Raw genomic sequence first — 11,293 nt, 5'->3', positions numbered from 1 at the left:
CGCTCACGCCCGGGGGAACTTCGCGGCGCCCCCACGCGTCTTCCGTCACACAGGACGCGGAGAGTTGTCCGACTTGTCCCGGACCGCAACGGTCGACCCTTTCACGGGGTGACCCCCCACGACAGAGGAAGCAGCGCTCACGCAATAGTGGAACCGCTCACAACGTCGTGTCCTATCCCCAGAGGAGCGCCGTGATCGTTCTCGGCCTGTCCGGTCTGCCGCACTCGCAGGAGCACCTGCGAGCCACGAACCCCGACATCGCACCGCTCGACGAGCGCATCTGTCAGGGCCTCGACAGCGCGGCCGCCCTGATCGTCGACGGCCGCCTCGTCGCGGCCGCCTCGGAGGAGAGGTTCACCGGCGAGAAGGGCACCGGGTCGCTGCCGGTGCAGGCCATCGCGTCCTGCCTGGCCGACGCCGGGGTCACGCCCGACGACGTCGACCTCATCGCCCACGGCTTCGACTACGAGCGCCACCGCCGCGCCTTCCAGATCGCGGGCGCCCCGTTCGACGAGGTCTACGCGAGCACCACCGTCACCGACGGGCTCACCGAGCTCGGCTGGTCGCGGGTCACCGAACGCTTCCGCCCGGTGCGCCACCACGTCGCGCACGCCGAGTCCGCGCTCGCCCCGAGCGGGTTCGACCGCGCGCTCGTCGTCGTCAGCGACGGCATGGGCGAGGCGGAGTCGCTCTCGATCTTCCGCGCCGAGGGTGACGAGCTCGAGCTGCTGCACACCGTCCCCATCGCCGCGTCGCTCGGCATCCTGTACTCGATCGCGACCCGGTTCCTCGGGTTCCAGTTCAACAACGACGAGTACAAGGTCATGGGCCTCGCGCCCTACGGCGACCCCGAGCGGTTCCGGCCGGTGTTCGAGAAGCTCGCCCGCGCCGACCTCGAGCGCGGCACCGTGGTCGTCGACTGGCCCGCGGGCAGCCTCACCGAGCCCGCCGCGGGCTACCCGCACGCCCGCGCCTTCCTCGCCGAGGCGGCGTTCACCCCGCAGACCCCCGACGGCGACATCCACCGCGACGAGGCGGACTTCGCCGCCGCGCTGCAGGAGCGCCTGACCACCGTGCTCGTCGAGCTCGTCGGCCACTGGCTGGAGCGCACCGGCGAGCGCCACCTCGCGCTGGCGGGCGGCACGTTCCTCAACTGCAAGGCCAACCAGTCGATCGCCGACCTGCCCGGCGTCGACGCGATGTTCGTCCAGCCGGCCTCCGGCGACGACGGCACCGCGCCGGGCGCCGCGTGGCACGTGGCGCGCACCGAGGGCGGCGGGCTCGCGCCCGTCACCGGGCCGTTCGACCCGTACCTCGGCCCGTCCTACACCCCGGACGACGTGCGCGAGGCCCTCGAGGCGCGCCCCGAGCTGACGTGGACCTGGCTCGGCGAGACCGACGAGTACTACGCCCGCGCCGCCGAGGACATCGCCGCCGACCGGATCGTCGCCTGGTTCTCCGGGCGCATGGAGTTCGGGCCGCGCGCCCTGGGGCACCGCTCGATCCTGGCCCGCCCCGACGGCGACCGGATCAAGGAGCGGATCAACGGCGCGGTGAAGTTCCGCGAGGCGTTCCGGCCGTTCGCGCCCGCCGTGCTGGACGAGGACGTCGACCGGCTGTTCGTCACACGCGGATTCGAGCCCGACCGGTACATGCTGTGCACCGCGCAGGTCCGCCCCGAGGCCCGCGCCGTGGTCGACGGGATCGTCCACGCCGACGACTCCGCGCGCATCCAGACGGTGCGCGACGACCTCGCCCCCGGCTTCGCCCGCCTGCTGCGCGAGGTCAAGGCACGCACGGGCTCGGGCGTCGTGGTCAACACGTCGTTCAACGTCAAGGGCCAGCCACTGATCATGGCGCCGGGCACGGCGCTCGACACGTTCGCCGGGATCGCTCTCGACCGCCTCTACATCGAGGGGTACGTCGTGGAGCCCCGGGCGACGACGAAGGACGCATGACCGGAATCCGCCCCCTGCTGCGGGAGGACCTGCCCGCCGTCGCCGCGCTCTACGAGCGCCTCGCCCGCTCCGGCGGGGACACACCGCCGGCGCCCCTGGCCGGCTACCTGGCCCGGACGACGCTGGACGCCGTCTGGGCGGATCCGGAGATCCCGCCGCTGGTCGCCGAGGGGTCCGACGGCACGGTCGTCGGCTTCCTGGGCTCCTACCCGCGCCGGCTGCGCCTCGACGGGCGGGCGCTGCGGGTCGCCTGCTCGGGGCACCTCGTGGCGGACCCGTCGACCCCGGGGATCGGCGCCCTGCTCACGCGGGCCTACCTGCGCGGCCCGCAGGACCTGACGATCACCGACGGCGCCACCGACCTCATGCGGCGGATGTGGCGCCAGCTGCGCGGTCGCGTGCGCACGGCGCCGTCGTTCGCGTGGTACCGCGTGCTGCGCCCGACGTCGACCGTCGCCACGTACCTCGGCAACCGCGGCCGGGCGATCCCGGGCCCGCTGCGCACGGCCGGGGGCGGCGTCGACGCGCTCGTGCGCCGGGTCCCGCGGATCGGCGCGCGGCCCGCGCCGGCGCCCGACCCGGAGCTCATCGGGGAGCCGCTGACCGTCGAGGCCCTGGTCGAGCAGATGGCCGAGGCCCCGCGGCACTGGCGCCTGCACCCGGACTACGACGCGCGCTACCTCACCGCCCTGTTCACCGAGCTCGACACGGTGGCGCCGGTGCGCGGCGAGGTCGTCCGCACGCTCGTGCGCCGGCGCGGGGGCAAGGTGGTCGGCTGGTACGTCGCGTTCGCCCCCGAGGGCGGGATCGTGCAGGTCCAGCAGCTGGCGAGCACCACGCCCGACCCGGGCCCCGTGCTCGACCACCTCGTCGCCGACGCCGACGCCCGCGGCGCGGCCGCCGTGTCCGGGCGGCTCGAGCCCTCGCTCGCCGAGGCCGTCCGGGAACGGCGCTGCCTCGTGCGCCCGGCCGCTTGGGCGCTCGTCGACTCGCAGGACCCCGGCGTGCTCGCGGCCCTCGACGCCGACGACACGCTCCTCACCCGACTCGACGGCGAGTGGTGGATGGGCCACCACGTGCTCTGGCCCCAGGGGGTGCCCGGATGACCGGTCTGACGGTCTACTCGACCTGCCCGCAGTCCAAGGACGTGGCGGCCGCCGACTACCTCGACGCGGTCGCCGCGACGGCGCGCTGGAGCGAGGAGGCCGGCTGCGCCGGGATGCTCGTCTACACCGACAACGGCATCGCCGACCCGTGGCTCGTGTCGCAGACGGCGATCGCCGCGACGACGCGCCTCGCCCCGCTGGTGGCCGTGCAGCCGGTGTACATGCACCCGTACACCGCGGCGTCGATGGTCTCCTCGCTCGCGTACCTGCACGGGCGCTCCGTGCACCTCAACATGCTCGCCGGGGGCTTCAAGAACGACCTCGTCGCGCTGGGCGACCGCACCGAGCACGACGACCGCTACGCGCGCACCGTCGAGTACACCCAGATCCTCACCGCCCTGCTGCGCGGCGAGACCGTCACCCGCGACGGGCGCTGGCACCAGGTGGAGAACCTGCGCCTCGCCCCGCCCCTGCCGACCGAGCTCATGCCCGAGGTCCTGATCTCCGGCTCCTCCCCCGCCGGCCGCGCGGCGGCCGAGGAGATCGGGGCGACGCCGATCCGCTACCCCGAGCCGCTCGGGGCGGGCACCGACACCGACGCCCCCACCGGCGGCGGGGTGCGGATGGGGATCATCGCCCGCGACGACGCCGACGAGGCGTGGCGCGTGGCCCACGAGCGCTTCCCGGCCGACCGCGCGGGCCAGGTCGCCCACGCGATGGCGATGCGGGTCTCCGACTCGCACTGGCACCACCAGCTCGCCGCCGCCGCGAAGGCGCCGACGCCGCCGGCCGAGCTCGACGCCGAACCGGACCCGTACTGGCTCGGCCCGTTCGAGAACTACCAGTCGTTCTGCCCCTACCTGGTCGGCTCGCACGACCGGGTCGCGGCCGAGGTCGCCCGCTACGTCGAGCGCGGGACCGACGTGTTCGTGCTGGACATCCCGCCCGCGGCCGAGGACCTCGGCCACGCCGGCGAGGTGTTCGCCCGGGCCGGCGCGGCGGTGGGGGCATGACCCACCTCCAGGACCTGCTCGCCACGTCCGCCGAGAAGCACGCCGACCGGACCGCACTCGTCGGCACCGACGTGACGATGACCTACGCCGAGCTCGACGGGGCGGTCAACCGGGTCGCGCACGTGCTGCTCGAGCACGGCCTCACCCCGGGTGCGCGCGTGTGCGTGCTCGCCGAGAAGGCGCCGTGGACGATCGCGGCACTGATCGGGACGCTGCGCGCGGGCGGCGCCTACGTGCCCGTCGACCCGGCCGGGCCGGCGTCGCGGGTGGCGCGGATCGTCGGCGCGGCGGAGCCCGAGATCGTGCTCGTCGACACCGCATCGCGCGCGCTGCTCGACGAGGTGCTCGCCGAGCTGCCCGGTCCGCTGCCCCTGGTCGGGGCGATCGACAGCCAGGAGGGGCTCGCGTTCACCCGCGACGACCTCCTGACGGCGTCGAGTGCGGACCCGGGCGTGGCGGCGACCGACCTCGCCCACCTGCTGTTCACGTCCGGCTCCACCGGGGTGCCGAAGGGCGTGATGATCACCCACGACACGGTCCTCGCGTTCGTCGACTGGGGTCTGCGCCACTTCGGGACCCGCGCGGGCGACCGGGTCTCCGGGCACCCGCCGCTGCACTTCGACCTGTCGACCTTCGACATCTACGCGACGCTCGCCGCGGGCGCCGAGCTGCACCTCGTGCCGGCCTCGCTGGGCGTCGACCCGCGGGCGACGGCGGCGTTCATCCGCGACCGGGCGCTCACCCAGTGGTTCTCGGTGCCGAGCGTGCTGACCTACCTGGCGCGGTTCGACGTCGTCGCCCAGGACGACTTCCCGGCGCTCGAGCGGCTGCTGTGGTGCGGAGAGGTGCTGCCGACGCCGATCCTCGCGCACTGGATGCGCCGGCTGCCCCACGTCCGGTTCACCAACCTCTACGGGCCGACCGAGGCGACGATCGCGTCGTCGTGGTTCGACGTGCCCGAGGTCCCGCCCGACGAGACCGTGCCGGTGCCGATCGGGGTGGCGTGCGACGGCGAGGAGCTGCGCATCCTCGATGACGCGATGACCCCGGTGCCCACGGGCGAGATCGGCGACCTGTGGATCGGCGGGGCGGGCCTGTCCCCGGGCTACTGGCGCGACCCGGAGAAGACCGTCGCCGCGTTCGTCCCCGACCCGGTCTCGGGCGAGCGGCTCTACCGCACCGGTGACCTCGCCCGCGCCGACGGCGACGGCGTCGTGCACTTCCTGGGCCGCGCGGACTCCCAGGTCAAGAGCCGCGGCTACCGCATCGAGCTGGGCGAGATCGAGGCCGCGCTCGCGACGGTGCCGGGCATCCGCGAGGTCGCCGTGGTCGGCGTCGAGACCGGCGGGTTCGAGGGCACGACGATCTGCTGCGCGTACTCGGTGGCCGAGGGCCACGTGCTGCCCGCCACGGACGTGCGACGGCGGCTGACCGAGCTGGTACCGAAGTACATGGTGCCGGCGCGGTGGGCGGAGCTCGACGACCTGCCCCACAACGTGAACGGCAAGATCGACCGCCCGGCGCTGCGGGAGCGTTTCGCCCCCGCGGACGCCACGACAGGAGGACGCTGAGCATGCCCGACGCCACCACCGGGCCCCTGACCGAGCGGCTGACCGACCTGGTCCGCGACCGGCTCGGGGTCGAGGTGCCCAGCGCCGACACCGACCTGGTCGCCGAGGGCCTGCTCGACTCGCTCGCCCTGGTGACGCTGATCGTCGGCCTGGAGGACACCTTCGGGTGCCAGCTGCCGCTCGACGACTTCGACATCGACCGCTTCCGCAGCATCGACGCGATGGCCGCGTTCCTCACCGAGGTCGGGGTCACCGCGTGAGCGCACCCGCCACCGGTCTCGACGACGTCGACGGCCACCTCGCCGCGGTGGTCGAGCACCTCGCGGCACCGCCGTCCGACCGCGACCCGCTGCTGTGGGCCGCGCACGAGGCGGCGCTCTGCGCCCGCGCGCTGCTGGCAATGCGCGCGGGCGCGGGGGACGCGGACTGGGCCTCGGTGCTCGCGTCGGCCCGGGCCTCGATGGCCGCGGTGTCCTACGCGCGGCGCGAGGCGGGCTAGAGAGCGCTGACGGGGAGGCCGTGCGCCTCGCCGACGGCGGCGCTGTAGAGCGCGCCCGCGTGGGTCGCGAGACCATCGGCGAGCCCGGCGTCGGCGGCCACGGCGTCGCGCCAGCCGCGGTCGGCGAGCGCGAGCGTGAACGGCAGCGTCGCGTGGGTCAGCGCGTGGGTGGAGGTGTTCGGCACCGCGCCGGGCATGTTCGCCACGCAGTAGAAGAGCGTGTCGTGGACCGGGAACGTCGGGTCGGAGTGCGTCGTCGGGTGCGAGGACGCGAAGCAGCCGCCCTGGTCGATGGCGATGTCGACGAGCACGGCGCCCGGCTTCATGCGGGCGACGAGGGCGTCGGGCACCAGCGTCGGGGCCTTGGCACCCGGCATGAGGACGGCGCCGACGACGAGGTCGGCGTCGAGCACGGCGCGCTCGAGGTTGTCGACGCTCGAGTACATCGTCTGCACGCGGCCGGCGTAGCGGGCGTCGAGGGCGCGCAACGTGTCGAGGTTGGTGTCCAGCACGGTGACGCGGGCGTGCATGCCGACCGCCATCTGGACCGCGCTCGCGCCGGAGACGCCGCCGCCGATGACGACGACGTGGCCCGCGGGCGCACCGGGGACGCCGCCGAGCAGCAGGCCGCGGCCGGCGTTCGAGCGCATGAGGTGGTACGCGCCGACCTGCGGGGCGAGGCGGCCCGCGACCTCGCTCATCGGGGCGAGCAGGGGCAGCGCGCCGTTCCGGGTGACGGTCTCGTAGGCGATCGCCGTGGTGCCGGCGTCGAGGAGGGCCTCGGTGCACGCGCGGGAGGCGGCGAGGTGGAGGTAGGTGAAGAGCGTCAGGTCCTCCCGGAGGCGGTGGTACTCCGAGGCGACCGGCTCCTTGACCTTGACGACCATGTCGGCGTCGCCCCACACGGCGTCGGCGTCGGCGAGGATGCGGGCGCCGGCCTCCTTGTACTCGTCGTCGCCGAACGCGGAGCCCAGGCCCGCGCCCTGCTCGACGGTCACGTCGTGGCCGTGGGCGACGAGCTCGCGCACGCCGCCGGGCGTCAGGGCCACCCGGAACTCGTTGTCCTTGACCTCGGCGGGCACCGCGACCTTCATCGTCCATCTCCGTCCGTCGGCGTCTCCCCTCCAGCGTGAAGTTCCTGCGCCATGATTGGTACATCGCTGCAGATGATTCTGTAGATTCGCGTTGTGCGTGAAGGATCGGACGACGTGCCGCGTCCGGCGGTTCTGTCGCCGAACGATGTGCGGGCGCTCGACGAGGTCGACCGCGCCCTGCTGGCCCACCTCGTCGCCGACGCCCGCATCACCAACGCCGCGCTCGCCGAGGCCGTCGGCGTCGCCCCGTCGACGTGCCTCGCGCGCGTGCGGTCGCTGCGCGAGCGCGGGGTCATCCGCGGGTACCACGCCGACGTCGATCCCGCGGCGGTCGGGCTGCCCCTGCAGGCGATGATCTCGGTGCGGCTGCAGAGCGACGCGCGCGACCGGCTCGGCGAGTTCACGGGGCTGGTGCGGCGCCTGCCGGAGGTCCGCGACGTGTACTTCGTCGCCGGCGAGGACGACTACCTGCTGCACGTGGCGACGGCGGGCACCGGCGCGCTGCGCGACCTCGTCGCCCGGCTCAACGCCCACCGCGACGTGGCGGGCACCGTCACCAGCCTGATCTTCGACCACCTCCGGCCCGTCCCCGTGCCCGGCTCGTAGGCTGCCGACCGTGATCGTCGGCCTGACCTTCGTGGTCCTCGCGCTCGCCCTCGCGTGGGCGCTGTGGTGCGTGGTCTCCGCGGTGATCGGGCAGGCCCCGACCTTCGGCCACCGCATCGGGCTGCTGGTGCTCGAGGGCATCGCGCTGGTCGTCGCGCTCGTGATCGTCGTCGGGCTGGTCGTCGAGGGCGGGCGCACCACCGGCGCCGTCGTCGAGATCGTCGGGTACCTGATCGCGATGCTGGCGGTCCTGCCGATCGGGGCCGCGCTGGCCCACGGCGAGCGGACCCGGTACGGCTCGGTCGTGCTGGCGGTCGCGGGCGTCACGCTCGCGGTGCTGTTGCTGCGCACGGGCCAGGTGTGGGCGGTGACCGGTGCCCGCTGAGCGTCTCTCGTCGGGTCCCGGCCGCGTCCTGCTGGTCGTGTACGTGGTCTTCGCGATCTCGGCGGGCGCCCGGGCGATCTACCAGATCGCGGTGCAGTTCGAGCGCGCGCCGGAGGCCTACCTGCTCTCGGCGTTCGCGGCGGCGGTGTACCTGGTCGCCGCGGTCGCGCTGGGCCGCGGGGCGCGGCGGGTGGCGCTCGTGGCGGTGGTGATCGAGCTGGTCGGCGTGCTGGCGATCGGGACGCTGTCGCTGCTGCGCCCGCAGGACTTCCCGGACCCGACGGTGTGGTCGGACTTCGGCATCGGCTACGGCTTCGTCCCCGTGGTCCTCCCGGTCCTGGGCCTGCTGTGGATCCGCCGCGTCTCACGTGCGTGATCTTCTGAGCTATAGCTCAGAAGATCACGCACGGAGGGAGGCGAGCAGGGCGCCCGTGACGACGTCGGGGCGCTCGAGGTTGGGGTAGTGCCCGGCGCCCGGGACCTCGACGACGCGGTCGGCGACCTCGCGGGCCATGCGCTGGTGGTCGGGGCTGTCGAGCAGGCCGACGATCGCGAGCACCGGGAGGGTCAGCTCCCGCGCGCGGGCTGCGGCGTCGGCGACCGGCGTGGGCAGGACGGGCATGCCGTCGGGGACGTGGTGGTCGAGCGTGTCGTCGGTCATGCGCCGGACGTGCGCGAGGACGTCCGGCGCGACGTCGTCGAACGACCGGCCCACCCCGAAGCCCAGCTCGAGGAAGGTCTCGGTCCAGCGCGCGCGGTCGCGGGCCTGCTCCGCCGCCGCCCAGCGGGCGAGGAGGTCGAGCGTCGCCGGGTCGCGGAACTCCGCCCCGCCCGCGCCGGCGCCGCTGACCACGAGCTGCGCCACCAGCTCGGGCGCCTCGAGCGCCAGGTCCACGGCGACGGTGGCACCGAGGGAGATGCCGGCGACGGTGACCGGCGCGAGGTCGAGGTCGCGGACGAGCGCGGCGACGTCGTCGACGTGGCGGAACGGCGCGGTCGGGGTCTCGGAGGCGCCGTGGCCGCGCAGGTCGGGCGCGACGACCCGGTGGGTCCGCGACAGCTCGGGGATCTGGGGCTCCCAGAGGCGGTGGTCCAGCGCGCCGCCGTGCAGGAGGAGGACGGGCGGGCCGGAGCCCTGGTCGACGTGGGCGAGCATGACACCCAAGGTGTCATGTCGTCGCCGATATGACAACATGGGTGTCATGAGCGATCCCGGTCTGCGCCTCGCCGCGGTGTTCGACGTCCTCGGACCGCTCTACCGCCGGGGCGTGCGGACGGTGGAGCAGGAGGGCGGCATGCCGGTCGGCGTCCGCGCGGTGCTCGACGCGCTGGCCGGGTGTGGGGCGACGACCGTGCCGGCACTCGGGCGCACCCTGGCGCTCTCCCGGCAGTTCGTGCAGCGCTCGGTCGACGACGCCGCCGGGCGCGGGTGGGTGCGCACGCGCGAGAACCCGGCGCACCGCCGGTCGGTGCTCGTCGAGCTCACGGCCGACGGCGCGCAGGTGCTGGCCGACGTCCGGGACGGCGAGCGCCGGGAGCTCGCCGCGCTGGAGCAGTCGCTCGACCTGCACCCCGACGACCTCGACGCCTGCCTGCGCGTCCTGCGCGCCCTGTCGACCCGCCTCACCGACCACCCCACGTGAGTGAAATTCCCGGCTATCGCCGGGAATTTCACTCACGTACGCCGATCAGCCCAGTCCGGTCCCCTCGACGCCGCGGCGCCAGTAGCCGTCGAGGTCGACGGCGGCGGTCGGCAGGAGCGCGCGCAGGCGCCGCCGCACCGGGCGGAGCGCCCCGGCCTCGGCGCCCATCCACGCGAACCCCTCCCCTGCCGGCGGGGTGAACGCGGCGACGGCATCGTCGAGCAGGGTCGTCGTGCCCGGCGCGGCGCCGTCCCGGTGGCACCACTGCACCGTGACGTGCGGCGGGACGTCGCCGAGGTAGGCCTCCTCGGCGGCGTCGGCGACCTCGGCGACGACGTGCACGGGCACCGTCGGCAGCTGGTCGATCCACCGGGCGAGCGCCGGGAGCGCGGTCTCGTCGCCGCCGAGCAGGTACCAGTCGCGGGTCTCGACGGCGAGGCTCGAGCGCGGGCCGTGCAGCCACAGCGCGCCGCGCGGGTCCTCGGCCCACGTCCCGGCGAGCCCGCCGCCGTGGCGCACGAGGTCGATCTCGACGACGCCGGCGGCCGGGTCGTGGCGGCGCAGCGTGTACTCGCGGTAGGGCCGCGGGAGCCCCGCCGGCGGCACGACGAGCCCGCGGGCGTTCAGCTCGGGCTCCGGCGGCTCCTCGCCGGGCGCGGGCGGGAAGAAGACCCTGGCGTGGTCGGTGGGGCCGGCGACGGGCAGGTCCTGCAGGTCGCCGGCGAGGCGGACCCGGCGCATCCGCGGCGTCAGGTCCCGGGCCTCGACGACCTCCACCCGGCGCGGGCGCGACGCCTCGGGGGTGTGCTCGACGTGCGAGACGATCGGGGCGTCGCGGACCACCATGCGCCCACGCTAGCGACGCACCCGGTAGCGCAGGTGCACCGCGCCCCGCGCGAAGCGGCGCTCGCCGACCAGCTCCAGGTCGAGGCGCACCCCGTCGGGCAGGAACCGGGTGCCGCCGCCGACCACGACCGGCATGACCACCGGCGCGACCTCGTCGACCAGCCCCGCCGCGAGCGCTGCGGACGCCAGACCGGGGCCGTCGACGGTGAGGTCGCCGGACTCCTTGAGCGCCCGCACGGCGTCGGCGTCGAACGCCCGCTCGATGCGGGTGCGCGCGCTCGACACCTCGTCCAGCGTCCGCGAGTAGACGATCTTGTCGGCGGCCTGCCAGGTCTTGGCGAACTCCGCGACCTCCGCCGGCTCACCGGGCAGGGCGTCCGCGGTCTCCCAGAAGACCATCGTCTCGTACATCCGCCGCCCGTAGAGGTAGGTGCCGACGTCGCGGCCGAACTCCTCCATGGCGCGGTGCAGTTCGGGGTCCTCCTCGATCCCCCAGCCGAAGGCGCCGTCGGCGTCGGCCGTGTACCCGTCGAGCGAGGTCAGCATCGAGTAGATCAGGCGGCCCATGGCGT

Annotated in this window: 14 protein-coding genes; 10 read left to right on the top strand and 4 right to left on the bottom strand. The window is 74.6% G+C overall.

The genetic code is table 11. The features are described 5' to 3' along the window. Positions 1–191: 191 nt before the first annotated feature. From EV188_RS01670 to EV188_RS01645, 6 genes are read left to right on the top strand one after another with little or no spacing between them, the layout of a single operon-like run. Positions 192–1,958 carry a carbamoyltransferase family protein gene (locus EV188_RS01670; protein WP_133824496.1) on the top strand — a complete coding sequence of 589 codons (1,767 nt, stop codon included), beginning with the start codon at positions 192–194 and terminating at the stop codon, positions 1,956–1,958. Beyond that, complete coding sequence (locus EV188_RS01665) at positions 1,955–3,064, top strand: SH3 domain-containing protein (protein WP_133824495.1); 1,110 nt, start codon at positions 1,955–1,957, stop codon at positions 3,062–3,064. Before EV188_RS01670 ends, EV188_RS01665 begins: the two co-directional genes overlap by 4 nt. Next, positions 3,061–4,077: an LLM class flavin-dependent oxidoreductase gene (locus EV188_RS01660; protein WP_208113939.1), complete on the top strand. Its 1,017-nt coding sequence runs from the start codon at positions 3,061–3,063 to the stop codon at positions 4,075–4,077. The genes EV188_RS01665 and EV188_RS01660 overlap by 4 nt, the downstream gene beginning before the upstream one ends. After that, positions 4,074–5,648: an amino acid adenylation domain-containing protein gene (locus EV188_RS01655; RefSeq protein ID WP_133824494.1), complete on the top strand. Its 1,575-nt coding sequence runs from the start codon at positions 4,074–4,076 to the stop codon at positions 5,646–5,648. The genes EV188_RS01660 and EV188_RS01655 overlap by 4 nt, the downstream gene beginning before the upstream one ends. Positions 5,649–5,650: 2 nt before the next feature. After that, positions 5,651–5,908, top strand: coding sequence for an acyl carrier protein (locus tag EV188_RS01650; protein WP_133824493.1), 258 nt, complete (start codon positions 5,651–5,653; stop codon positions 5,906–5,908). Then, positions 5,905–6,147 (top strand): hypothetical protein, encoded by a 243-nt coding sequence (locus EV188_RS01645; protein ID WP_133824492.1) that lies wholly within the window; start codon positions 5,905–5,907, stop codon positions 6,145–6,147. The genes EV188_RS01650 and EV188_RS01645 overlap by 4 nt, the downstream gene beginning before the upstream one ends. Here the strand turns inward: EV188_RS01645 and ald are convergent. After that, positions 6,144–7,241 carry an alanine dehydrogenase gene (gene ald / locus EV188_RS01640; protein WP_133824491.1) on the bottom strand — a complete coding sequence of 366 codons (1,098 nt, stop codon included), beginning with the start codon at positions 7,239–7,241 and terminating at the stop codon, positions 6,144–6,146. The genes EV188_RS01645 and ald overlap by 4 nt on opposite strands. A gap of 114 nt (positions 7,242–7,355) precedes the next feature. On the opposite strand from ald, the gene EV188_RS01635 reads away from it, so the two are divergent. From EV188_RS01635 to EV188_RS01625, 3 genes are read left to right on the top strand one after another with little or no spacing between them, the layout of a single operon-like run. After that, positions 7,356–7,847: an Lrp/AsnC family transcriptional regulator gene (locus EV188_RS01635; protein ID WP_208113938.1), complete on the top strand. Its 492-nt coding sequence runs from the start codon at positions 7,356–7,358 to the stop codon at positions 7,845–7,847. A gap of 10 nt (positions 7,848–7,857) precedes the next feature. After that, complete coding sequence (locus EV188_RS01630) at positions 7,858–8,232, top strand: hypothetical protein (protein ID WP_133824490.1); 375 nt, start codon at positions 7,858–7,860, stop codon at positions 8,230–8,232. Beyond that, positions 8,222–8,608: a hypothetical protein gene (locus EV188_RS01625; RefSeq protein WP_133824489.1), complete on the top strand. Its 387-nt coding sequence runs from the start codon at positions 8,222–8,224 to the stop codon at positions 8,606–8,608. Before EV188_RS01630 ends, EV188_RS01625 begins: the two co-directional genes overlap by 11 nt. 24 nt (positions 8,609–8,632) lie before the next feature. Here EV188_RS01625 and EV188_RS01620 read toward each other — a convergent pair whose 3' ends face one another. After that, positions 8,633–9,388 carry an alpha/beta fold hydrolase gene (locus tag EV188_RS01620; protein WP_208113937.1) on the bottom strand — a complete coding sequence of 252 codons (756 nt, stop codon included), beginning with the start codon at positions 9,386–9,388 and terminating at the stop codon, positions 8,633–8,635. Positions 9,389–9,434: 46 nt separating this feature from the next. On the opposite strand from EV188_RS01620, the gene EV188_RS01615 reads away from it, so the two are divergent. After that, a complete protein-coding gene (locus EV188_RS01615; RefSeq protein WP_208113936.1) occupies positions 9,435–9,875 on the top strand; it encodes a MarR family winged helix-turn-helix transcriptional regulator in 441 nt (146 codons plus the stop codon). Positions 9,876–9,920: 45 nt separating this feature from the next. Here the strand turns inward: EV188_RS01615 and EV188_RS01610 are convergent, their stop codons facing one another. After that, complete coding sequence (locus tag EV188_RS01610) at positions 9,921–10,721, bottom strand: siderophore-interacting protein (protein WP_133824487.1); 801 nt, start codon at positions 10,719–10,721, stop codon at positions 9,921–9,923. A 9-nt stretch (positions 10,722–10,730) separates the two neighbouring features. Beyond that, complete coding sequence (locus EV188_RS01605) at positions 10,731–11,288, bottom strand: dihydrofolate reductase family protein (protein WP_133824486.1); 558 nt, start codon at positions 11,286–11,288, stop codon at positions 10,731–10,733. Between the last annotated feature and the right edge of the window lie 5 nt (positions 11,289–11,293).

This window comes from Actinomycetospora succinea (genome assembly GCF_004363095.1).
Lineage (GTDB): Bacteria > Actinomycetota > Actinomycetes > Mycobacteriales > Pseudonocardiaceae > Actinomycetospora > Actinomycetospora succinea.
Note: the sequence above shows the minus strand (reverse complement) of the source record. Positions and strands in the feature narration are given on the sequence as shown.